The sequence below is a fragment of the Granulicella sp. L60 genome (genome assembly GCF_009765825.1).
In the GTDB taxonomy this organism is placed as follows: Bacteria; Acidobacteriota; Terriglobia; order Terriglobales; family Acidobacteriaceae; genus Edaphobacter.
In genome coordinates this window covers 637,520-659,761 of the sequence record NZ_LMUR01000015.1, presented here as the reverse complement: position 1 = coordinate 659,761, position 22,242 = coordinate 637,520, and the positions used below count along the sequence as shown (strand labels likewise).

The 22,242-nt window shown below is 55.2% G+C and carries 17 protein-coding genes; 9 read left to right on the top strand and 8 right to left on the bottom strand.

Annotated features, from left to right (window positions below; genetic code table 11):
- Positions 1 to 3 precede the first annotated feature (3 nt).
- Positions 4 to 1,509 (top strand): efflux transporter outer membrane subunit, encoded by a 1,506-nt coding sequence (locus GSQ82_RS09985; RefSeq protein ID WP_158792104.1) that lies wholly within the window; start codon positions 4 to 6, stop codon positions 1,507 to 1,509.
- Between the two features lie 326 nt (positions 1,510 to 1,835).
- Here the strand turns inward: GSQ82_RS09985 and GSQ82_RS09980 are convergent, their stop codons facing one another.
- Both GSQ82_RS09980 and GSQ82_RS09975 read right to left on the bottom strand, forming a co-directional pair.
- Positions 1,836 to 2,117, bottom strand: a complete 282-nt coding sequence (locus GSQ82_RS09980) for a hypothetical protein (RefSeq protein ID WP_158792103.1) — start codon at positions 2,115 to 2,117, stop codon at positions 1,836 to 1,838.
- A gap of 307 nt (positions 2,118 to 2,424) precedes the next feature.
- Positions 2,425 to 3,225, bottom strand: a complete 801-nt coding sequence (locus GSQ82_RS09975; protein ID WP_158792102.1) for a MarR family transcriptional regulator — start codon at positions 3,223 to 3,225, stop codon at positions 2,425 to 2,427.
- A 104-nt stretch (positions 3,226 to 3,329) separates the two neighbouring features.
- Between GSQ82_RS09975 and GSQ82_RS09970 the strand changes: the two genes are divergently transcribed.
- From GSQ82_RS09970 to GSQ82_RS09960, 3 genes are read left to right on the top strand one after another with little or no spacing between them, the layout of a single operon-like run.
- The gene (locus GSQ82_RS09970) at positions 3,330 to 4,277 is read left to right on the top strand and encodes an alpha/beta fold hydrolase (protein WP_158792101.1); all 948 of its coding nucleotides are present in this window, start codon (positions 3,330 to 3,332) and stop codon (positions 4,275 to 4,277) included.
- 10 nt (positions 4,278 to 4,287) lie between these two features.
- Positions 4,288 to 5,307 carry an alpha/beta fold hydrolase gene (locus GSQ82_RS09965; RefSeq protein ID WP_158792100.1) on the top strand — a complete coding sequence of 340 codons (1,020 nt, stop codon included), beginning with the start codon at positions 4,288 to 4,290 and terminating at the stop codon, positions 5,305 to 5,307.
- 32 nt (positions 5,308 to 5,339) lie between these two features.
- Complete coding sequence (locus tag GSQ82_RS09960) at positions 5,340 to 5,792, top strand: VOC family protein (RefSeq protein ID WP_158792099.1); 453 nt, start codon at positions 5,340 to 5,342, stop codon at positions 5,790 to 5,792.
- Positions 5,793 to 6,173: 381 nt separating this feature from the next.
- Here GSQ82_RS09960 and GSQ82_RS09955 read toward each other — a convergent pair whose 3' ends face one another.
- Positions 6,174 to 7,346 carry an IS91 family transposase gene (locus GSQ82_RS09955; RefSeq protein ID WP_158792098.1) on the bottom strand — a complete coding sequence of 391 codons (1,173 nt, stop codon included), beginning with the start codon at positions 7,344 to 7,346 and terminating at the stop codon, positions 6,174 to 6,176.
- A gap of 17 nt (positions 7,347 to 7,363) precedes the next feature.
- The gene (locus GSQ82_RS09950) at positions 7,364 to 8,248 is read right to left on the bottom strand and encodes a site-specific integrase (RefSeq protein ID WP_158792097.1); all 885 of its coding nucleotides are present in this window, start codon (positions 8,246 to 8,248) and stop codon (positions 7,364 to 7,366) included.
- A gap of 308 nt (positions 8,249 to 8,556) precedes the next feature.
- Between GSQ82_RS09950 and GSQ82_RS09945 the strand changes: the two genes are divergently transcribed.
- Together GSQ82_RS09945 and GSQ82_RS09940 are read left to right on the top strand one after the other, a co-directional pair.
- The gene (locus GSQ82_RS09945) at positions 8,557 to 9,129 is read left to right on the top strand and encodes a biliverdin-producing heme oxygenase (protein ID WP_158792096.1); all 573 of its coding nucleotides are present in this window, start codon (positions 8,557 to 8,559) and stop codon (positions 9,127 to 9,129) included.
- On the top strand, positions 9,119 to 11,734 hold the full coding sequence (locus GSQ82_RS09940; RefSeq protein ID WP_158792095.1) for an ATP-binding protein: 2,616 nt from the start codon (positions 9,119 to 9,121) through the stop codon (positions 11,732 to 11,734). The genes GSQ82_RS09945 and GSQ82_RS09940 overlap by 11 nt, the downstream gene beginning before the upstream one ends.
- A gap of 242 nt (positions 11,735 to 11,976) precedes the next feature.
- On the opposite strand, the gene GSQ82_RS09935 is transcribed toward GSQ82_RS09940, so the two are convergent.
- The 4 genes from GSQ82_RS09935 to GSQ82_RS09920 all read right to left on the bottom strand — a co-directional run bounded on the left by GSQ82_RS09935 (position 11,977) and on the right by GSQ82_RS09920 (position 14,137).
- Positions 11,977 to 12,636, bottom strand: a complete 660-nt coding sequence (locus GSQ82_RS09935) for a hypothetical protein (RefSeq protein WP_158792094.1) — start codon at positions 12,634 to 12,636, stop codon at positions 11,977 to 11,979.
- Positions 12,637 to 13,015: 379 nt separating this feature from the next.
- Positions 13,016 to 13,207, bottom strand: coding sequence for a hypothetical protein (locus GSQ82_RS09930; protein ID WP_158792093.1), 192 nt, complete (start codon positions 13,205 to 13,207; stop codon positions 13,016 to 13,018).
- Between the two features lie 288 nt (positions 13,208 to 13,495).
- The gene (locus GSQ82_RS09925; protein WP_158792092.1) at positions 13,496 to 13,849 is read right to left on the bottom strand and encodes a helix-turn-helix domain-containing protein; all 354 of its coding nucleotides are present in this window, start codon (positions 13,847 to 13,849) and stop codon (positions 13,496 to 13,498) included.
- 27 nt (positions 13,850 to 13,876) lie between these two features.
- Complete coding sequence (locus GSQ82_RS09920) at positions 13,877 to 14,137, bottom strand: helix-turn-helix domain-containing protein (RefSeq protein WP_256370069.1); 261 nt, start codon at positions 14,135 to 14,137, stop codon at positions 13,877 to 13,879.
- 719 nt (positions 14,138 to 14,856) lie between these two features.
- On the opposite strand from GSQ82_RS09920, the gene GSQ82_RS09915 reads away from it, so the two are divergent.
- From GSQ82_RS09915 to GSQ82_RS09905, 3 genes are all read left to right on the top strand, one after another.
- Positions 14,857 to 15,591, top strand: coding sequence for a response regulator transcription factor (locus GSQ82_RS09915; protein WP_158792090.1), 735 nt, complete (start codon positions 14,857 to 14,859; stop codon positions 15,589 to 15,591).
- 273 nt (positions 15,592 to 15,864) lie between these two features.
- A complete protein-coding gene (locus tag GSQ82_RS09910; protein WP_158792089.1) occupies positions 15,865 to 18,852 on the top strand; it encodes an RNA polymerase sigma factor in 2,988 nt (995 codons plus the stop codon).
- Between the two features lie 49 nt (positions 18,853 to 18,901).
- Positions 18,902 to 22,093 (top strand): TonB-dependent receptor, encoded by a 3,192-nt coding sequence (locus GSQ82_RS09905; protein WP_158792088.1) that lies wholly within the window; start codon positions 18,902 to 18,904, stop codon positions 22,091 to 22,093.
- Positions 22,094 to 22,242: the final 149 nt, after the last annotated feature.

Genomic DNA, 22,242 nt, shown 5'->3' with positions numbered 1-22,242 from the left:
AGCATGAGTCTCTTCAAGGCAACAACATCCCGGCCTCGAATACCCGCCTTCTTCAGCGCTCTCGCGCTCACGTCATCTTTGCTGCTCCTGCAGGGATGCGTCGTTGGCCCGCGCTACACCGCACCTGTAACCCAGGCACCACCCGCCTTCAAGGAAACCGTCCCCCAGCAGTCCTCCGACGGCACCACGTGGATTCCGGCCACGCCGCAGGATGCCACCCTGCGCGGCAACTGGTGGGAGCTCTATCAAGAACCCGAACTCAACACACTCGAAGAGAAGCTCAACACGTCCAACCAGAACATCGCCCAGTCTTTCCAAAACTTCATGGCAGCCAGGGCCCAGGTCAAACAGGCACGCGCCTCCTACTACCCGACCGTCAGCGTCGGGCCTTCGTATACGCGGGCCCGCACCTCCGGCAATGAAGAGACAAACATTCCCGGCGTCAACCTGAACAGCAACGATTTCAGCCTGCCATTCGATGTTTCATGGGAGCCCGACGTCTGGGGACGCATTCGTAATACTGTCCGGGAATACGCGAACGCTGCTCAAGTGAGCGCTGCCGACCTCGCCAACGAACGGCTCAGCCAGCAGGCGAGCCTTGCCCAGGATTACTTCGAGTTGCGCGGCCAGGATGCCCTGATCGAGCTGTACGACAAGACCGTCGTGGCGTATCAGCAAAATCTCAGACTCACACAGGTGCGCAGTAGAACTGGCGTCGATACGGAACAGTCGGTCGCCGAAGCCGAGCTCAGCCTCAAGACTGCCATCGCCGCCACAACCAACCTCCGGATCGCTCGGGCTCAGTATGAGCATGCGATCGCCCTGCTCACTGGGCAGGCCGCCTCCGCCTTCTCCATGCCCAAGCAATCGCTGACGACAAGCGTGCCTGTGATCCCCATCGGTGTGCCCTCGCAGATCCTACAGCGCCGGCCCGACATCGCGGCGGCTGAACGGAGCATGGCCCAGGCCAACGCCCTCATCGGAGTCGAAACTGCCGCCTACTATCCAGCCTTCAGCATCGGGGGTGACGTGGGCTTGGAGAGCTCCAATATCGGTAAGCTGTTCACCTGGCCTAGCCGGTTCTTCTCGGTCGGCCCGTCCGCATCCGAAACGCTCTTCGATGGAGGTCTTCGCCGGGGTCTCCTCGATCAGTACAAAGCTCAGTACGAAGCGGACGCAGCTGCCTATCGCCAGACAGTTCTGACAGCGTTCCAGCAGACCGAAGATTATCTCGCCGGAGACCGGCTTTTAGGACAGCAACGACGAGAGCAACAGGAAGTTATCGCTGCAGCGCAGCGCTACTACGATCTGTCCAAGATTCGCTACACGACCGGCGTGGATACCTATCTCAATGTCTTTACAGCGGAGACAAGCCTCCTCAGCAATCAACAAACTGGAATCACCCTGTACGTTCAGCAGATGACGAGCAGTGTTCAACTCATTGAAGCCGTGGGGGGAGGCTGGGATACATCGCAACTTCCATCCGAAAAGGCTGTTGCTCGTAAATAGGCCGTTAAGATGACGATGCCGTTCGACCGTGAACCTATCGTCGTCCGCCCATTTCTCAGATAAAGCCTCATTTATGGAAATGAGAATTGCAAGCCGCGCATATCAGCAAGTGTTTGCCGGAGATCAGAGACAGCTCGAGAACAACAAAGCGGACCTACCGACATACGTGAATTCGCATTGATCTCAATCTGCGCGCCTTCGTCAATTCGCTTCCAGACTCCAGATTAGTAATGTTATGTCGGCTTCACCGCCATCGATCATCCATTTTCTGGAAGCGCGTTTCCAGAGACTTCCCTGAGGATGCTGGAATCGCAATCAGAATGTTGTCAGGGCTTCAGCGTGAGCGCCTTATGGAGAAACTCGTCCCGATCTACGGTCGCTTTGGAATTCAGCGCATGATCCGCATCGTAAAATTGAACCGTCTTCGGCCCGGAGCTCCTGGCAATGTAGTCTTTCGCATCTTGTAAGGGCACCCAATCTTCATCATGCAGCCCGTACTGGAACAGCGCTGGTGCGGGACCTAGACTATCTGCATACGATTCAGGATCGGCCCATGCGTTCGTCTTCATCGTCTGTTCCACTTTCGCCACATCGGTGGTCTTTCGCATAGAGCCATACGTGGCGAATCGGAGGAAAGAACGTACTCCATTTGCGATTGGGGGCCGCTCATGAAAACGAAAGCAGCAAATCTCTTATCTACAGCATCGAGAATCGCTCCCTTACCCGCATCCCAAGCTGTGTCCGACATAGGCGATTCTCGCCGCATCGACGTCGGGTCTGGCCAGTAAAAGATCCAGACCTCGACGCAAGTCAACAATCTGTTGTGCGACGAAGGCTGGATTTGATGTCGGCTTGAAGGTGGGCCGAGCTTGCGGAGCATCGATCAGCAAAGAAATGACGCCTCTAGCGTCCTTTCTATATCGAAGAACTCGTGAGCTTGAATTCCACCGTTTCGACTCCGCGAACCACTTGAACCTTCTTCGTCTTTGATTCGGAGTGATTCAGGATCTTGCGAAGGTCCACCAGAGACGTAACGGCTTGTCTCTCAACGGAAGTGACGAGATCACCTTTGCGGAAGCCGAGCTCTTCTGCCCGGCTGCCCGCTGCAACCTTATTGACAAGCAAGCCTGGGATATCGGGCAGCCCAACAGCGCGTCGCAATTTCGTCGACGCACGGGAGTCGAGCAGAGTCATGCCCAGGTAAAGCTGACGACCGTGAGCCACCTCCTCTTCGAGGCTGACCAACCACTTGCGCAGCAGGGCAATGAGCTGGGCTCGCTCCGTTCGACTAAGCCCCGCGACAAGGCTGCTTTCATTCTCAAGATGCGCCGGAATCACAGTCTCCAGAAGGTCCACGCCCTTGGCAGTCAGAGTAACGAAGACATAGCGACGGTCTTCACTGTCAGGGGACCGATTCACCAGCCCTTGCTTCTGCAAGGCATCGATTCTCAGGCTCATGCTCCCGGATGTGCGAAAAAGACTGCGCATCAGATCGCGTTGCGTCAGTTTGTAAGGTTTACCGCTGCGACGAAGTGCGGCCAACACATCGAATGACGCTCTTGAAATCTTAAACTCTTCGAATTTCGCTTCTAGAGCGCGATCGACATGCTCCATGATGCGGCCCGCTCGCCCGATGATCTCAACCGGAGCAAGATCATACTCGGGTCGTTCTGCTTTCCATTGTTGGACGACTCGATCGACGTGGTCTAGCTGCATAGCTCATATCACCGTATCGACGTTAGCTCTGTCAAAAGCAGATTGACTACGATTTGCTTTAGTTCAAGCAAATATCTAGGATGAGTCCATAGAGCGGAGGACAGATGGAACTGAAGGACTACCAGATCGCCTCGAATGGCATCTCCTTGCACGTGACAGAGCTCGGGAACGGTCCAGCTGTGCTCTTCTGCCATGGGTTTCCAGACACCGCGTATACGTGGCGCCGACAGATGCACGCCGTTGCATCATCAGGTTATCGAGCGATTGCACCTGACATGCGCGGGTACGGACACAGTTCAGCGCCCTCAGACCCGGCCGTATACACGCCGCTGCACACTGCGGGCGATCTGGTCGGGCTCCTCGATGCTCTAAAGCTTCCCAGCGCCGTGATCGTGGGCCACGACTGGGGCGCAACCCATGCGTGGAATGCTGCCATGATGCGTCCCGATCGATTCAAAGCGGTGTTCTGCCTAGCCGTGCCTTACTTTCCGCGCGGTGATGTCAGCGTCTTCGAGCGAATGCGGACAACAGGCCACGAAAACGACTTCTACATGTTTGAACAGATCAAACCGGAAGCCGATCGGATTTGGGCCGATGCTGCTGTCACGATTCCAGGGATGTTGTACTGGGCATCCGGCTCCGCTCCGGCCGACACGCGATGGAACCCTCTGGACCCACCACGCAGCCTTCATCGTCCCGCTCCGGGGCCACTGCCTTCATGGGTAGAACCCGATTACCTGGCACACAACGTAGCGGAATTTGAGCGCACCGGTTTTCACGGTGCGCTGAATTACTATCGTGCCGCCGAGCTCTATTTCGATCTGTCCGCCGCATGGAAAGGCGCAAAGATTACCCAGCCGTCGTTCTACATCTCCGGAAAAGCCGACGGCCTGAGCGCACTTTATCCCCCTGCCGAAAAGCTACGTGCCGGGCTTCCGGGTCTCGTCGGGAATCTGGAACTCGACAATGTAGGCCACTGGATACAACACGAGGCGTCCGCCGAAGTCAGCGAACAGCTCGTGAAGTTCCTGCGCACGGTGAACCCCGCCTAAGGAGCTTGCGATGGCAACATCCTTCCCACTCACTGACGCCACGTTGAGTTCACCACGTCACACAACGCACTACTGGCAGGCTGGACCTGCCGGTGGGCCATTGATGATATTCCTTCACGGCTGGCCCGAGATTGGCCTGGTTTGGGCCGCACAGATGGAGGCCTTCGCCTCCGAAGGCTGGCACTGCATTGCGCCGGATATGCGTGGCTATGGTGGGTCGTCTGCGCCTACCGCCTCGGACGCCTATGCCCTGAAAGAGATCGTAGACGATATGGTCGAGCTGCACGACTATCTGGGCGCAAGCCCGGCCATCTGGGTTGGACATGACCTTGGAAGTCCCGTTGTCGGCGCGCTGGCTGCGCATCACGCCGAGCGAAGCCGCGGCGTTGTCTTCATCTCCGTTCCGTATATGCCGGACGCTTTCGCGCTACCCAATCACGTGCCGCTCATCGACCGTGAGCTCTATCCCGCCGATCAATATCCAGACGGACAGTGGGACTATTACCGGTTCTACCTGACCCACTTCGACCAAACGGTCACGGACTTCGATGCGGACATCCCGGCGAGCCTCGCGGCGATATACCGCAGTGGGATCCCTGATTCCGTAGGCAAGGTGTACCGGTCTGCCGTCATTACGCGCAATGGAGGCTGGTTCGGATCGGCGCATCGTGCTCCAACGGTGATGCCTGACGCCGCGCTCTGGCCTTCGGCTGATTTCGACAGTTTGCTCGAAGCCTTTCGCGTCACCGGATTCCGGCCCGGAAACTCCTGGTATTTGAACGACAGCACCAACATCGATTACGCGCACGAGGCGCCGGATGGCGGCAGGCTGCGCCAGCCGGTGTTGTTTCTCAACGGCAACTTCGACGGCCTCTGCGATATCACGCACAACCGCTCCGGCGAGCCAATGCGTCATGCGTGTGAAGACATTACCGTGACCAGTCTGCCTTCGGGCCACTGGCTGCCTCTCGAACGCAAGGTAGAAGTGATCGAAGCCATGCGCTCCTGGCTCAAAACGAAGGCGCTGTAATCTGCCGATAACGACGTTCCCAAGGAAAAATAATGACCACACTGAGCACGCCACCAGCCTCCCGCTCTCTTGCTTCTTTGAAGATCAACCACGCAGCCATTCGCGTGCCGGATTTTGACGCAGCGATTGCCTGGTATGCCGACAAGCTCGATTTTCGGTCGAAGCAAACAGTGTCCGTAGCCGGGCTCAGCTTCGGCTTTCTTTATCCTGCCGGGGACGACGGTTTTCATTTCGAGTTGATGGCCGGCCCCGGCGCGGTGGAACGCCCCGCCTATAAAGATCTGCATGACAGCTACAACATGTCCGGGTGGCATCACCCAGGTTTCAGCGTCGACAGCGTTGACGACGTCATCGACGAACTGAAACGCCGCGACGTGACCATCGCCAGCGAGCCACACGATGTACCCGCAATGGGGCTCCGCGTCGCGTTCTTCGCTGATCCTTGGGGCAATCTCTTCGAGGTCATCGAGTCCATTGCTCACTAAGGAGCACGGGACCGTCGCCTAAAATATGCAAGGGATATTAGTCCTCACAAGTCTTAGTGCTGTATCTGGACCGCCCTTTGTTGAACGCGTGTTGTGGCACGGGTCTAGGTGGGCGGTTCGGATGCAGCGACTTGAAGGAAGCCGCTTTATCCGGGGCCGCTGCTTATGGGAGTTGGATGGGTTAGTTGGCCTGGAGTCCTGGTAGCGAAGCTCTGCGGAGTCGCTGAAGAGGCTGAGTAGAGGTGTGGGCTGAGTTCGATGCGCTCCGACGTGTGGTTTTAGGAGCGTGATGGAGCAGCCGCCGAGGGTGAGAGTCAGTTAGGACGCAGACGGGTCGGGCATGCCTTTGCATGACTTGAGTGCGAGGCTGAAGTTGCGTGTTCATGCGGCGGCTCTTTCCTGCTGCGGTGGGGAGCGAGGGAGTAGTTGAAGTGAGGAGAACCGCTCGACGACGCGCATCGTTCCGCTGCAGAGTGGGCATATGGGCAGGGTCACGGATGGCCTGGGTTCGTCGGCGGTGTCTTCAGTTCTGGTCTGATCGGCCGAGGTGGCTAACAGGTTGAAGCAGAGCGGCAGGAGCTTCGCTCGTTGCCGGTTGGCGAGGAAGCCGAAGTTGCGGATGCGGACGAAGCCTTGTGGGAGCAGGTGCAGGAGGAAGCGACGCAGGAACTCGTCTGCCGGCAGGCTCATGACGCGCTTCCTGTTGCCATGGGCTGAGTCTCGCCAGCGGAAGCTGGCCTGGCCTTCCGCGAAGGCGACCAGCCTGCTGTTCGAGATGCCGACGCGATGGGTGTAGGCGCCAAGGTAGCGCAGTGCGTGTTCCGGTCCGCCGAAGGGCCGCTTGGAGTAGACGACCCAGTCGTGACGGAACAGGACTCTGAGCCAGGCGGTGAAGCTGCGTGGCTCGGCAAGCGATGCGAGGTGTCCATGGAACTCAAGCTTGCCTTGATGAAACGCGGCCTTGAGGCCGGCGATGAACTTGCCGCGAAAGACACGTCCAAGCACCTTGACCGGGAGGAAGAAGGTGCGGCGTGACGAGATCCAACTGCCGTGATCCGGTGCCAGACCGCCGGAGGCGATGACGCAGTGGACATGCGGATGATGCTGCAGGCGCTGGTTCCAGGTATGGAGCACGCTGAAGAAGCCGATCTCCGCGCCCAGGTGCCGAGGATCGCGTGCGACCTCCAGGAGCGTGGCGGCGCTTGCCCGGAACAGCAGGCCGTAGATCACCTGCTTGTTCTGGAGTGCAAGCGGAGCCAGTTCACGCGGCATCGTAAACACCGCATGGACGTAGCGGGTTGGCAGCAACTCCCGCTCACGCTGCTGGAGCCAGCGGATGCGGGCGTTGCCCTGGCACTTCGGGCAGTGCCGGTTGCGGCACGAGTTATAGGAGATGGCCGTATGTCCGCAGCCCGAGCACTGGTCGCGATGGCCGCCGAGAGCAGCCGTGCGGCAACGCACGATCGCAGCCAGCACCTTCTCATGCTGTCCGTTGATCCACCTGCGGCTACGTTCGACGAAGCCCTGCCCGGCATAACGAACGACGTCTGCCATCTCCACAGAGGAGCGGCTTAGACGCTTCGTAAGGCTTCTCCGTGTGTTGCAAGTGCAAGCGCATCGAGCGGGCTGGAGGTTGCACTCAGGTGCTTGCTTGAGAGGTGCAGATAGATCGTGGTCTCTTCGAGATCGCGATGACCGAGCAGGAGCTGGATCGTGCGGAGATCGGCACCGGCTTCGAGAAGATGCGTTGCGAAGCAGTGTCGGAGCGTATGTGGATGGATGTTCTTGTGCGCGAGGCCTGCGCGAACAGCGGCTTGCCGGCACGCCGTCCACAGCACCTTGGTGGTGACGGGACGGCTCGACGTATGCCATCGGTTACCCGGAAACAGCCACGTCGTTGGCTTGTGCCGAAGTCCCCGCCAGTAGGTGCGCAGAGCTTCGAGCAACGCCGGACTCAGCATCACGTCCCGGTCCTTGCCGCCCTTGCCGCCGCGGATGTGAACCACCATCCGCGGGCTGTCGATGTCGCTCACCTTCAGGGCCGCGACCTCTGCCCGGCGTGCTCCCGTGGCGTAAAGCGTCATCACCAGGATGCGCTGAAACGCAGTCTCGGTCGCATCGATCAGGCGCGCGACTTCCGCCTGGGTGAGGATCTCGGGGAGATGCAGCACCTTCTTCGGGTACGGGGTCTCGGCGGCACTCCAGCCGCGCTTGAGGACCTGGATGTAAAGAAAGCGCAACGCTGCCAGTCGCTGCGCCACCGTGTTCGGGGCCAGCTTCCAGGTGCGGAACATCGCCGCCTGGTACTCCCGGATATGCTCCAGGCCAAGCTCCTCGGGTGAACGATGGAAGTGCTGCGAATAATGCTCAACCGTGCGGATGTAGGTGCGAATGGTGGACTGGGCGTAGTTGCGACGCTCCAGCTCTTCAAGCATGATCTGACGTAGTTGGGTCACAGAGAACCTCCTTCTCTGCGACACACGCTAACTCAACGCCACCACTCTCAACTCGCCACACGCGAACGCGTCCGCCGCACAGCGGCTTCGTTCAAGTCGGCTTCTCGGAAGCAATTCTCAACTGACGAGAACGGCGTTTCTCGGTACTGATTTTTCCCATCAATCTAAGTTCATCGATTCTCGCGCAGATGAGCCAAAAGATTGCCTTTGCAAATGCCGACGAAAGCTCTGGAAGTCTGCGGAGGGTAAAAAGGCGTATAACTAGTCCACCTGTACATTTCAAATGTATGTTCGAGGAGCGTCGCGACTTGGACATACAAAAATTGAGGCAGGAGACTGAAGCCGACCACCACAACGTAGAAGACTCCGTTCCCTTGATGCACCAAGGGCTCAACCTAGCCGAGTATGTTCAATGTCTCCAACGTCTCTACGGAGTGGTCGCCACCTGGGAAGAGCGAGCTGCTGAGATTGGCCCGGAATGGCTCCAGCCGTCACTCCTCACAAGACAGAGACGTCCTCTCCTGGAACTAGATCTGGCGTGGTTCGGTGTAGCTGAGAAAAATGACGGGCGTCCCATGCTGCCGGAGATGAACAGTCTGCCCGGCCTTCTTGGGACTATGTATGTCATGGAAGGATCGACTTTGGGCGGACAGCTTATCGCCCGTCACGTCGAGGTGGCACTTCATCTGGGCGAGGGTCAGGGTAGCTCGTATTTTCGCGGCCATGGCAGTCAAACTGGGCCGATGTGGAAGGAGTTCTGTGAGATGTTGAAGCTACGGATACCGGACGAACAGACAGACGCCGTGGTGGTCTCTGCCAAAGCGATGTTCAGGACTTTTTGGATGTGGATGCAGAGGAAATCGGCCATGGATGGAAGTTAGCCGCGCAGGCGACAAACGTGTGACCGATGGCCTATGTCGGATTGGTCAGAGCTGCGCCGACGAGCCAATTCGTATCCCAGGAAGTATTCAACGTCATGGCTTCCTTTTGCTGCTGGATGACCGCGCCGAACATGTTGTCGGCGCGAGTGAAAACACTGAAGAGTTTCTCGAAGTTCCGTTAGGATTGATCCTCGGTACGCCGCTCGAGACCATTCTCGAACGCGAGATTTTTGGAGCTCTCAGCGCCCTCCTCCACTCCAGCAGTGACAAAGGGCTCCTTACCTACCTGGGTTCGTTTCAGATGCGTGGGCGATTCTTCAGCATCGTGACCCATCGTGTCAACGGCGAACGCATCCTCGAATTTGAGGTTACGGATCGCCTCGTCAGCCCGGAGATGACCAACCAGGTCTTCACCAACTTCGTGAGCAAGCTCAATAACCTTCGGGGTGAAACGGAGCTTTGCGAGGCGATCACAGAACAGATAGGAGATCTTACTGGCTTCAATCGCATTCTTCTTTATCGCTTCGATGAGGCCGGCCACGGCACCGTGCTTTGCGAGCAAAACGATGGAACCCTCCCCAGCTACCTCGATCTTAGATTTCCAGCTTCCGATATTCCGCAACAGGCCCGCGATCTCTACATCCTCAATACAGTCCGGATTATTCCGGATGCAAGTTATGTTCCATCGCCCCTGCATGGGCTCGGTAAACGACCGTTAGGGACACTGGACCTTTCCATGTCGATCCTCCGGAGTGTCTCTCCTGTTCATCTTGAGTACATGCGCAATATGGGAACGATGTCTTCGATGTCGGTCTCAATCATTTGCGAGGGAAAACTTTGGGGACTTATCAGCGGGCATCATGCAGAACCGCGTACGGTGCCTTATCTGGTGCGCAGCGCGTGCGATTTGCTGACCCGGCTGGTTGCTACGCAATTGATGAGCCTAGCTACTTCAGCAAGGTTGCACCAGACGGTTCACTTCCACGCAGTGCAACGCCGAATGTTGACCCAAATGGCTTCAGAAATCAACTATCTCGCAGCCATGACCGATCAGATGAGGGATTTGATCCAGATCACAGATGCGGAAGGTGCGGCGCTCGTGATGGATGGGCAATTTACTGTGGCCGGGATCACGCCATCAGACTCCGATCTAAAGAGGCTGGCGGAGTGGATGGATAGCAGGCCGGATCTCGAAGTCTTTGAAAGCCGCCATCTTGGCAGCCAGATCGATTGGGCATCGGAGTTCAGCGAGGTTGCGAGTGGCCTGCTGGCCATTCGAATCTCTCACGTCCGTCAAAGCTACCTCATGTGGTTTCGGCCTGAGGTAATAAAAACGGTGCGGTGGGCCGGGGAGCCTGAGAAGCTGCAGAATAAGAATCAAAAGCTCAACCCCAGAAAATCATTTGAAATCTGGGGCGAACTTGTTCGAGGTCGAAGCAAGCCCTGGACTGAAGTTGAGATCGAATCAGCGACTGAGTTTCGCGGGGCGATCATGACCATCAGTCTGAAGCGCGCGGAAGAAGCCGTGCAACTCGGTGAGGCACGCTTCTTGCAATTAACCAATGCCTTGCCGCATCCCGTCTGGACCTCCGATGATGATGGTCAACTCACCTTTGTAAATCAGAAATGGGGCGAGCAGGGTTTTGACAGTCAAGGTCGTTGGTTTGAACAGCAAAACCTCGCGTTAGAAGATCAACAGCGCTCTGGTAAGCTCTGGACGGCTGCTGTCACAGAGGGCATTCCCTTCGAGCTGGAAGTACAATTTCACCCGCCGTCAAAGGATGCCGACCGATGGAACCTGGTTCGTGCCGTCCCATACTTTCGCGCCGATGGTACGAGAGCTGGTTGGGCAGGCACCTGCACAGACCTTACCGACCGACGTCAACGCGAAGCGGCATTGCGAATGACAGAAAAACTCGCCCTTACAGGAAGAATGACCAGCGTGGTCGCACACGAAATCAACAATCCGCTGGAGGCCATCATTAACCTTTTGTATCTCTTAAACGATCGAGTCAAAGAAGATGAAACCGCTCGCGGGTACATTGAATCGGCAGAAAGCGAGCTGCAGAGAATCTCGGGGATTACCAAACAGACGCTTCGATGGTCGAAGGAGAGCGCTCAAACCCCAGAGTCTCGAACCGCCGGATATATTTTCAAAGACGTATTGCAACTCTTCGCTGGCCAGATAAGAAACCGGGAGGTCAACGCTCTAATCGAAGGCGGAGAAGAAGTCTCCATTTACGGAACGCTCGGCCAAATACTCCAGGTGATGGCAAATTTGGTATCGAATGCGATTCAGGCTGTGCCTGTAGGGGGGCAAATCGCGTTCAGTGCCAGGCAAGATAGCGACATGACGGAGATCAAAGTTCGGGACAACGGACACGGAATGAACGACGAAGCGTTGCGACATCTTTTCGAGCCGTTCTACAGCACGAAGGGCGACCTCGGCAATGGGCTCGGCCTCTACATCTCATACGAGATTGTGGAGCGTCACGGCGGAAGCCTGCTTGTGAAGAGTCAGGTCGGTATCGGGACTGAAGTTCGAGTTCGCTTGCCGGGATCTCCTGAATCAGGCAGGAAGCAAATCCATAGCGGTCAGATATAACTCTTCACCAACCCTGCTGCTAGGCGTTTGTCGGATTAGTACCGGGATGTCGGCTTGTCGTCAGTAATTGACTCAGCTGACGGTATGCGCGCTTATAGGGGCTCATCCTCACCTATCGCAGATCTCAGACTTTCTGAAGACGCCCAGTTCAATCTTGCAAGCGCGGCAAAGCAGCCCGAACAGAGGCACCCTGGTTTTGGTCACACCCCTCCCGCTGAGGGGAGTAAACAGGCGAAATTGGGTTACTTATCACCTGTCCACCAGACTGGAGGCATCGGTAAATGGGGCAGATGGACCTTCATCAGAAAGCGGCCGAGCTCCGGGGCAAATTCAGCAGCGATATTCTGAGCTGCTCTCCCGCCGAAGAGAACGGTAGACCTCTGACCCGCGTGGGTCAGGTCATCGAAGCCAGCGGGAAGGTATGCATTGCCTATAAAACCGCCAGCTGCGGCGCCGGCGAAATTCGACACGGCGATTGTGGGACGGCCCCCGTCCGTCCTATCCACGAAGGTAAAGGCAATGGCGTGACCCAAACGCTGGGGAAAGAAGGTGCTTTGGGAACGGTGATAGCGGGGATCCTCGTGCAGCAGGACAGAAGTAGAAAAGCGCGCGATGCTGTCAGCGCCGTTACGAGCAAAGCTATCTCCATAGAGGCGACCGTAGGCTTGAGCGCCGGAGTGCCACTCATGAGAGTAATGGTCGGGCACATTCGCCATGCGGATCCCGGCATTGAAAGCGCTCAATATGAGGCTGCGGGGACCGAAATTGGGCTCGATGATGTATCTGAATTTTCCTCCGAAGTCCATTGACTGTAAGGGTTGATTGTTCCCCAGTGGTAGCAGTGGAATGTTTAGCTGACCGCTCTGCTGAGGATCAGGGATAGCTGATGGAGCATCGGGCAAATCCGGTTCCTCGGAAGCGGCGGTTGAGGCAATCAGGGATGGAGTCTGACCGCATGCTCGTACAACCGCTCCTGGAAACGTCAGGACGGGGATCAACAGGAGCATTAGAAAGAGTAAAAATAGGCTCTTTTGTGCAAATGGGCGGCAGCTCGATCCCAAGTTGCCGGATCGACCCCTATAATCTTTGATCCAAATCGTACAAGGCTGTTCCATTGTCCCTCGATTTATCAAGCTTTTGTCTACTTAGGATTTGACTCTCCGGGCGACGAAATTCGAGCCTAATTCGGTCAGCCGATTTGTCGAGAATTGTCGAGACACGACCCGGAGCCACCTTGCCATCTGAACAACTGGCGAAGCCGCAGAGACCTCCAATGAACACCTATGGACCGAAGCCGAGAGACTGACAGGGATTCCATTCCGAATCTGACGAGACGTCAGCGAGGTTAGTCATGATAAGCGCAACGCTCTTCGCGATCATGAAGGCCCACAGAAGCGTAGAAGGCGTCCGTGTCCCATGCGCGATCTTGCGGAAGACGCCACTTTCGCGTGTCTGGCGATCATCGGTGCTCATGTCTGCATTGCACCGCATTGGTTGCACTCAGATATGTGGTCGGCAAAGAGGTCCCACTCGTGTATTCCAGAGAACCCCGCCTTCAAAGCAATTTTGAATATCTTCAGTATTCTTCGCATCCGCAGCCCTCGGCTGCCGTCCGTATCGTCGAGGAGCAAGCCAGATTTGAGTTCATTTCCGAAGAGGAGTTAGAGATCGGCCTTATCAAGCGCACGCGAGTCGCCACGTTTAATAAAATAGGCGCCCGCTGAATGCTAACCTCTCCACGGAGGGACGTGGCAATTTGCATTAGATGTGCCGCAATAAAAATTTTCTTTTGCTGGCTGGACGCGGCTTAGCTTGCTTTTCCTTACTGCTCAATAGCTTCTCAGCATCGGTTATCAGAGACCCGAGGTGAACGCTGAACAGTGTGGCGAGATCGTTCATAGTGCGCAAAGTTGCGCTCTTTGTTCCTCGTTCAATGTCACCTACATAGCGCAGACTGTAGCCCGTCGCAACCGCGAGGTCCATCTGGGATAGGCCCAATCGTTCGCGGTGGTGAATTATTACCTGACCGCAGGCCTGCTCCAGGGTGGCCAGCTTCTTTTTGTCGCCTTTACTCACACGATAATCTTTGCGGATATGTATGGGAAAATAAGGCACTATAGTGCCCCACCAAAGCGAACGACACTAAAGAGAATCATCCCGGAGCTGTTTCGCTCGAATAATCACTTCTTCTATTGGGAGGCCGTAGAACATCGCGAGCGCATCCAGCGATCGAATCGTCATGCTCTGCCTGCCGTTCTCCATCTTTCCGATGGAACGCACGCTAAAATTCGTTGCAGCAGAGACTTCGACCTGCTTGAGTCCTCGGTTCAATCGTTCTTTCCTCAAAACTTGACCAATCGCCTGCTCAAGAGTGGGGCCCTCCGGGGGTATGCGATGAGCCATCCTTCGATCTTTGAACTTGACCGCTCTTAATGAAGGCACTATAGTGCCTACATGGAGAGGCACTATAGTGCTTCATGCGTTGTTCCGTTCCGAGGGAGGGCGGATCAACTTCTGTAACCATCTGTACGGCCGGTCACTGGTTGACGTAGATCTGGGAGGTGTGCGTTGATCTGCGGCTAGGCCTGCGGACGTTTGAGGGCGGGACTGTCGGCTGGCCCCTAGTCGACGATTGCCGCGTTTCAGAGCCGCAATTGCGTTCTACTTCGCTAAGATCTCCTATCGGTTTGGCTTGATCCTCGCTGCAGCAAACGTGGACGCTGGGGAACGGAACGATATCTGCATACCGACCCAATTCGTTCACCAAAGATGAGCGCTAACCTGCGGCTTTTTTGCCCTTCTCTCCACGGCGGCATCTGGTCAATTCTTGTATCGGATGTCAGATTATGTACATCAGATTTCTTATTGCATGTTTGTTCACTCAGGCAGTAAAGTCGTTTGCCGGAACACTTCTGAACTGGTTGAACCGGTTTAGTGAAAAAATGATTTGAAAAGCTGATGAATGATAAAGAGAAGGGCGCAAAGAAACTGGCAAAACTGGCATAGTATTACTGAAGGACTTGCCAACTTATCCGTTTATACTGGCTACAAAGATTGGCAATGTTTCGCTTTCTTCCCTCAGAGCATTTGAATTCACAGCACACCTCCCAGTTTGGGGTTCTATGAAATCGTTACTCCTGGTCGATGACGAACCAGTGATTAGTGCGGAATTACAGAAGGCTCTACAGAAGTCCCGCTATCATGTTGAGCTTGTAGAGGATGTGGCTTCGGCTCAACGGCTGGTTGAGACCTCGAATTTTGACTTAATCATCGTAGAGCTGAACCTCAAAGAAGATGCAGATACCCCTGCCCACCCTGCCAACGGAGCCGGACTGGTACGGCAGTTCCGCGCCGCGGGCATCAACGTCCCGATCTTGATCCATTCCGCACTCAGCGATGATTTCGTTCAGATGGCTTCCCTCGATGCCGGCGCGGATGAATATATCGTCAAACGCAGTGCCTCGTTCCGAGTCCTGCTCGCGCGGATTCAAGCCCATTTCAGGCGAGACGAGCGGCTCCTCCACCCGAGACCTTCCCACAATCGATGGGTTGGCACGCGAGACTTTCGGCTTGATCGCGAAGAGCGCAAGCTCTCCGTGGGACATGTTTCAATCGAGTTGAATGTCCGAGAGACCAAGGTAATGGACATGTTAACCTCAAACCCGCTCAAAGTCTTCTCTGGCGAGGAGATCATGAAGAAGGTGTGGGGCAGTGATATCCGCCGCTCTTCCGCTACTCTCGAGAGCCTGCTCTATCGGTTGCGATTGAAGTTCAAAGAGCATCAAATCCAGGACCTGATCGAGAATGTCCGCGATGAAGGCTATCGCCTCGCGGTCTCCAGTGTGACGCAGCTGTAAGTCTGGAGTTTGGCGTTCCGGCTCTACCGAACCGGCTCGCCAGCTTCTGGCCTACCGCCTGCCTCACCTGCGTTGACCACAGATTCTTTCCGATGCTTTCGTCGAAGGAATATGACGCTTCGCGTCAATTTTCATAATCGGCAACATCCTGCAAATGTCCTCGCCAACGCAAGCCTTCCTTCTGTCGCTTGAAGTCTCCGCAGAAAGTCCTAGATTTTTCCAAAACATCAAGCATGACACTTCCTATTCGTACTGGTGGGTAGAGGAGAAACAGTGAGCTCTCGTCAAAATCTGAAACTGGAAAAGATAGCCGATCACGAGAGCATCTTTCTTGATCGTTACGCGTGGTTGCTCGACCGAGCGCTGCCTCTGACACGTGGTTCGAAGGATCAAGCCGAGGATCTGGTGCAAGACCTGTATGTCCGATTCGTCTTCTCACACTCGGACATTGATGTCACCGACGATGAGCGTCTGAAAGGTTATCTTTACCGCGCCCTTCAAAACCTCTCGAATGATAAGCACCGCCGCCGAGGACGCGATCCCCTCTCAAACCTGCAAACCGTAGACTACGACACGATGGAGTCGGCTCTGTCCGGTGCAGATAACAGTAGGCTGCTCTATGTCCGGAGCGATCTTGCGGGCATCTGTGAATACGCCTGTGCGCGCCGAATGTCCTCCCGTGCTGGTAGTGTTTTGATACTTCGCTTCATTCTTGGGTACTTTCCCTCGGAGATCGTTGCTCTTCTCAGGACAACTCCGGCTGCTGTTTATAAGTTGGTTGAGAGCGCCCGGCTGGAGGCTAAGGTTTTTCTGAAACTGCCCGGATCTCTGCACTTTCCGGGCTCGGATTCGATAGTCAAGGTGTCCTTTACAAAACTGAGTCTGCCAGACGATCCTGCGTCCCTCTTTGTTTGGCTTCATAATCGTGTCTTTGAAGCCAAAGAGGGCGAATGTTTTACCTCGGATGCTCTCGAGCTTCTCTACTCCGCAAACTCAACGCGGCAACTGACTACACGGGAAGTCGGACATCTCGTGAGCTGCCAGGATTGCCTTGAGAGGGCAAATCACTTGCTCCATTTTCCAGAACTCTCCAAGCGATTTCCTGACGATCCCAACGATCGTGGCAGCAACCCTCCTTCAACTCGTAGTTCCGGAAACCGCACCGTGGCGGCAATGCGAAAGAAGCTCCGCGCTGCGCGGGAGCACAGACCTAAGACTCTTGAAATCGCAGTCGATGGCCACGTGCACGGCGCTCAAAAAGTCACATCGGCCCTGAGCCGCTTCCAGATCCTGCTCGAGCCATCGACGACTCCGAAATACATCTCGATCCTCAGCGAGCAGGGTCACAGCCTCCTGTATGTCGACCTGCAACATCAGGGGTTCCCTGGATTCTATCCACTACGCACCGAGATCCCATTCAGTGACGAGCGGTTTCTTGTCCTCGAATTGAATCCTTCAGCTAGTGGTTCCGTGATTGAACTCACCTATTATGACCCCGCGCTTGAGGTGTTGGAGGAGAGCTGGATCTTCGAAGAAGAGCGCCTTCCTATTTTCCAACCACGATCTGTTGAGATTCCAGATGCTTCGGCGCATCCAGTTTCACACCGGCAACTCTGGCGGAGACTGCTAAGTTGGCTATCAAATGCTGAAATCCGGTTTCACATTGGTCTTTTTGCCGCCCTCGGTATGGCCGCTATCTTGGCGCTCGCTCTACCGTGGAGAAAACAACCACGAATAGCCTCCCACGACGTACCCGGAGCGATCTCTCTGCTCGCCCAATCTGAGCGAACAGCACGGATCGCCATCCCTGTCGGAGGCGCGAGCCGCCGGACATTCGCCCTAGAAGTCAGAGATGACAGAGGCAAAGTTATTGAATCGGCGACAGTTCAGGAACTCCACGATGACGCTTTTGAGCGACGTGCCATCAGGATGGTAGGAGCGGATCACAAGCTTCTCGCTGGTCGCTGGTCTGATGCATCCGGTAAATCCACGACCTACACGCCCAAAGACGGAATGCGACACCAAGCGCCAGACAAGCCTGCGGCGGACATTCTTAATGACGCATGGTCCCAAATCCCGGAGGCATCGGATTTTGATCGGCTGATTGGCAAAGTCGATAAGCTCCGCGTGGAGCGGAGGCGGAATGACTACCAACTTGTCTACGGCACACCCCAACATTCTGCACCACCGTCTCTCATCTACGCAGATATTGTTCTCTCGGGAACGGATTTGCATCCGACGTCGGAGACTTTACGACTGAGGAGGGGCAAGGTTACACGCGAATATCATTTCAGGGAGCTCACATACGAAATACTCCGCGCTGATCAGGTGGTAGACGGCGATTTCGACCCTTCCGTCCCGCTCAGTGACCTTCGCTCCTCGCTTAATCTCAACCCGGGTCTCAGTTCCTCAACTCACTTAACGCTCGAAGCGCTTCAACTTCTCAACAGTCTCGGGCCGGATGTCGAGAGGATTGTGAATCTCGAGCGGCGAAGTGACGGGACTGTAGAACTCAATGGAGTCTTTCCTACATCCGTAGAAAAGACCTCTGTCAGCCGAGTCTTTCAATCTCTTAAAAGTGGTAATCAATTGAAGATCGATCTTCACTCAAGTGACGAGCCCGTGCCGTCTCGCAAGAAAGAACAACCCGTCTCTATGGAGTCCCTCGAATCAATTGCAGTGGACACCCGACGCATACCCTTCGACGACCAGATCCGCCCAATTCTTGCTCATGATGGGCTGGCGGAGACTTCGCTGGAAGATCGGATTCGAACGCTCTCTCGTGACGTTACCTTTAATAGTGCCGAGCTTCATCGCGAAGGCTGGAGTATCGCCCAGATCGCAGGCCGCGATTTCTCTCTCGGTGAACTTCGCTCAATGGCGCCTGAAGACAAGACGCTCTGGCTCACTCTCCTTGAAAAGCACATTCACTCATTCAACGAGCATCTGGTGGCGCTTCGAGCTGAACTGGCGCCGTATGGGCAAAATAGAATAGCGCGCCTCCCGAATTCACAATGGAGTGTCTCCCTGCTTCATAACATCGGCGAACTCGAAGAGGCCGCCATCATCCTCAACCATGACAGTGAACGTTTGGACCGTCTCCTCACGACAGGCTTCACACTTTCTCCATCGAGTCTCCCCGAAAACTATAACTTCGCAGATGCTGGTGGGTTGATGTCTGACCTCGAGACTGAGGAGAAGACGCTCCAAGGCACCATCGAGCGACTCCATAAGCTCCGACAGGCTGAAGCAAAAAACTAACAGACAGATCATTCATTTTTATGAAGGCCCGAGAGGCCTTAGGAGTCCTATGCCTTACTTTCGATTATTTTTTCGCAGATTCGTTTGCTCGATATTCATCATCCTTCTTTCGGCCACCCTACAGATTAGTGCTCTTGCTCAAACAAGTTCTGCCAGCCTGGCCCTCACTGTCACCGATTCTTCTGGGGCCGTGGTTCCGGACGCAGAGGTGGCGCTCCGCGCCATCGATACCAACCAGGAGCAACATTCCATAAGTGGGAGAACTGGAACGACGACTTTCCCTTTTCTAAAGCCCGGGCACTATTCGCTAGCCGTGTCGAAATCCGGCTTTTCTGAGATCTCCGTTGACAACCTGCTTCTCAACGTTGGTGACGACAAACATCTGAATTTGATCCTTAAGGTAGGTGCGGCGCACCAAAGCGTAACCGTGGATGGTAGTGGCGCAACGATCAATATTAGCAATGCATCAGTTAGCACAGTCATTGACCGAAAGTTCGTAGAGAATATTCCGCTCAATGGACGCAGCTTTCAGGGCCTAATTCTGTTGGCGCCGGGCGCGATCACAAACTCCCCGCAGCGCGCCGCGGGCGTCTTAGGAACCACTGGGGAGTTCAGCATCAACGGCCAGCGAACTGAATCGAACTACTACACCGTGGACGGAGTGAGTGCGAACACTGGAGTGCCGTTGAACAATGTATCGCCCGCTGCTGGTGGCTCACTTTCTGCCTCCACAGCCTTGGGAACGACGCAAGGACTCGTCTCCGTAGATGCATTGCAGGAGTTTCGCGTTGAGAGTTCCACCTATTCCGCGGAATATGGCCGCAACCCCGGCGGCCAGTTTTCAATGGTGACGCGGTCAGGCACAAACGATTGGCATGGCACGGCCTTCGATTATTTTCGCAACGATGTCCTGGACGCCAATAGCTGGTTTAACGACAATACGACTCCGGTCACCAATAAGACTGCCGAGCGGCAAAATGATTTCGGTGGAACTTTAGGCGGACCTATCAGAATCCCTCGGCTTTACGACGGCACAAATCAAAGTTTCTTCTTCTTCTCCTACGAAGGCCTCCGCTTAGTAGTCCCATCGCCTGCCACGGTCAACGCTGTTCCGGACCTTGCGCTGCGACATTCCACCACCGGCCCTTTGCAACAGGCTCTCAATGCCTTTCCGTTGCCTACTCTCGGATACCCCGATCTTGTCAGCGGAATGGGGCAATTCGTGGGCGCTTGGTCCAACCCAAGCCAGGCCGATGCAATCAGTGCTCGCATAGACCACAATTTTCGCCAGCGGATCCACTTCTTCTTCCGTTTCAGCAATACCCCGTCTGACGCAGATTCACGAGGAATTTCCGCGAACGACGGCACACCGTCAGTAATCACTTCATCAGCCTATACTTCCCGCACCTACACATTCGGGACAACCGCGAATCTCAGCGAAAGAACCAATAACGACTTCAAATTGAACTTCAGCACGAACACAAATGTATCCACTAACTCGAATGATAATTTCGGAGGTGCTGTTCCGGTCGATCTCTTCGCAATCCAGGGAATTCCTCGGGAGGGGGCAAGCATTACAGTTGACCCAGTTTTTGGCGGATATTTCCCGGAACTCAACGAAACAGGGGCGATTTGGGGACAACAGAAACAGTGGAATCTAGTTGACTCGATTGCGATACAACACGGGAAGCATGCCTTCAAAATCGGGATAGATTGGCGAAGACTAGCCCCGACCATTCCCGTAGCATCTCGTTCATTGTACGAACTTGCGAGCGTAGCCTCAATACTCGCCAACAGTGTCGATGTGGGACTGGGAGAGTCGTTTGCGGCACAAGTCCCTGTATATACGAATTTCTCCGCATATCTCCAAGACGAATGGAAGGCCACATCCCGTCTGGCCCTATCGATGGGAGTCCGGTGGGATATTAATCCGTCACCGGGTGTATCTCATGGTTTGATGCCGTACACCGTCCTCGGCTTCAATAAGCCTGCCACCATGACCCTAGCCCCTCAAGGCACTCCCTTGTGGAAGACGGATTGGTTAGGCATCGCTCCAAGGATGGGAGTCGCATACCTGCTTCACAACGATGCGGGAAAAGAAACAGTTATTCGTGGTGGTGGCGGCGTGTTCTTCGATACGGGACAGCAGACTGGTTCGCAGGGGTTCAGTGGACCGGGATTTACGGCTGTCAATTATTTTGGAACAGTCTACGGAACTGCCTCCAGTTTTCCAGTCGCTCCGTCGACAGTGACCCCAACGATCACTAATCCACCTACTGCCCCTTACGGCAACGTATACGCGAACCCTTCGCACTTCCAATTGCCATACACGTTACAGTGGAACGTCAGCCTCGAACAAGCTCTTGATCGCTCAGAGTCTGTCACGCTCTCTTACGTTGGCGCAAATGGGAGAAAGCTTCTGCGGGAGGACGAGTCCAATGTTTCAGCGATCAATCCGAATTTCGATTACCTCTTTGTATTCAGTAACGGACTGACATCGAGCTACAACGCATTGCAAGTCAAATATCAACGGCAAATCGCTCGCGGTCTCCAAGCACTGGCATCCTACACATGGTCCCACGCTTTAGACTATGGCTCTTATAGCGCAGCCCTTCCCTATGAGCATGGCAATTCGGACCTGGATGTCCGGCATAACGTCGCTGCCGCAGTGTCCTACGATCTTCCTCATGGCGGACGTTACTCTTGGTTGAATTCGCTGACCTCGCATTGGGGTATTGATGGAAGATTCACGGCCAGAACCGGCTTCCCTATCACGCTCAACGGCAACTCAATCATTGATCCAGCTAACGGTGCGACTGAATATGGTGGATTGAATCTTGTCGCAGACGTGCCGCTAATTCTGCATGGATCGATGTACCCCGGGAGGCGGCGTATCAACCCTGCTGCTTTCACCGTGCCAACATCTGGACAAACCGGAAGTGCGCCTCGCAACTTCGTGACGGGGTTCGGCGCTATCCAGGGTGATGTTGCTATCCGCCGTTCTTTTCCGATCTACGACAAGTTACGAGGACAGTTCAGAGTGGAAGCGTTCAATATTTCCAATCATCCCAACTTTGGCATGATTGGCGCAACTTGTGGAGGTGCTGTCGCCGGTACGTGCGCTAACGTCCAATTTGGCCTAGCTACTCAAATACTTGCGCAGAGCCTTGGGAATCTAAGCCCCTTGTATCAAATGGGTGGTCCCCGCTCGCTACAGTTGAACCTTAAATTGAGCTTTTGAAAGCTGGGAACAATAAAGTGAGAGCAGGTCACATGCGTTACACATCGAAGTGCGTTGCAATGATTGGTTTTCTTTTGTTCTGCAGAATCGGAAGCTATCTATGGGGACAAGCGCCCGGGGTGTCGCCAAGCGATTGTGTCAGTGTTAGA

Excerpts from the sequence above, each read along its gene's own strand:
- GSQ82_RS09920 (WP_256370069.1), bottom strand. The coding sequence starts at position 14,137 with ATGGCTCATCGCATACCCCCGGAGGGCCCCACTCTTGAGCAGGCGATT.
- GSQ82_RS09960 (WP_158792099.1), top strand. The coding sequence starts at position 5,340 with ATGACCACACTGAGCACGCCACCAGCCTCCCGCTCTCTTGCTTCTTTG.
- GSQ82_RS09930 (WP_158792093.1), bottom strand. The coding sequence starts at position 13,207 with ATGAGCACCGATGATCGCCAGACACGCGAAAGTGGCGTCTTCCGCAAG.
- GSQ82_RS09980 (WP_158792103.1), bottom strand. The coding sequence starts at position 2,117 with ATGCGAAAGACCACCGATGTGGCGAAAGTGGAACAGACGATGAAGACG.
- GSQ82_RS09940 (WP_158792095.1), top strand. The coding sequence starts at position 9,119 with ATGGAAGTTAGCCGCGCAGGCGACAAACGTGTGACCGATGGCCTATGT.
- GSQ82_RS09955 (WP_158792098.1), bottom strand. The coding sequence starts at position 7,346 with ATGGCAGACGTCGTTCGTTATGCCGGGCAGGGCTTCGTCGAACGTAGC.
- GSQ82_RS09915 (WP_158792090.1), top strand. The coding sequence starts at position 14,857 with ATGAAATCGTTACTCCTGGTCGATGACGAACCAGTGATTAGTGCGGAA.
- GSQ82_RS09985 (WP_158792104.1), top strand. The coding sequence starts at position 4 with ATGAGTCTCTTCAAGGCAACAACATCCCGGCCTCGAATACCCGCCTTC.
- GSQ82_RS09905 (WP_158792088.1), top strand. The coding sequence starts at position 18,902 with ATGCCTTACTTTCGATTATTTTTTCGCAGATTCGTTTGCTCGATATTC.
- GSQ82_RS09965 (WP_158792100.1), top strand. The coding sequence starts at position 4,288 with ATGGCAACATCCTTCCCACTCACTGACGCCACGTTGAGTTCACCACGT.
- GSQ82_RS09975 (WP_158792102.1), bottom strand. The coding sequence starts at position 3,225 with ATGCAGCTAGACCACGTCGATCGAGTCGTCCAACAATGGAAAGCAGAA.
- GSQ82_RS09970 (WP_158792101.1), top strand. The coding sequence starts at position 3,330 with ATGGAACTGAAGGACTACCAGATCGCCTCGAATGGCATCTCCTTGCAC.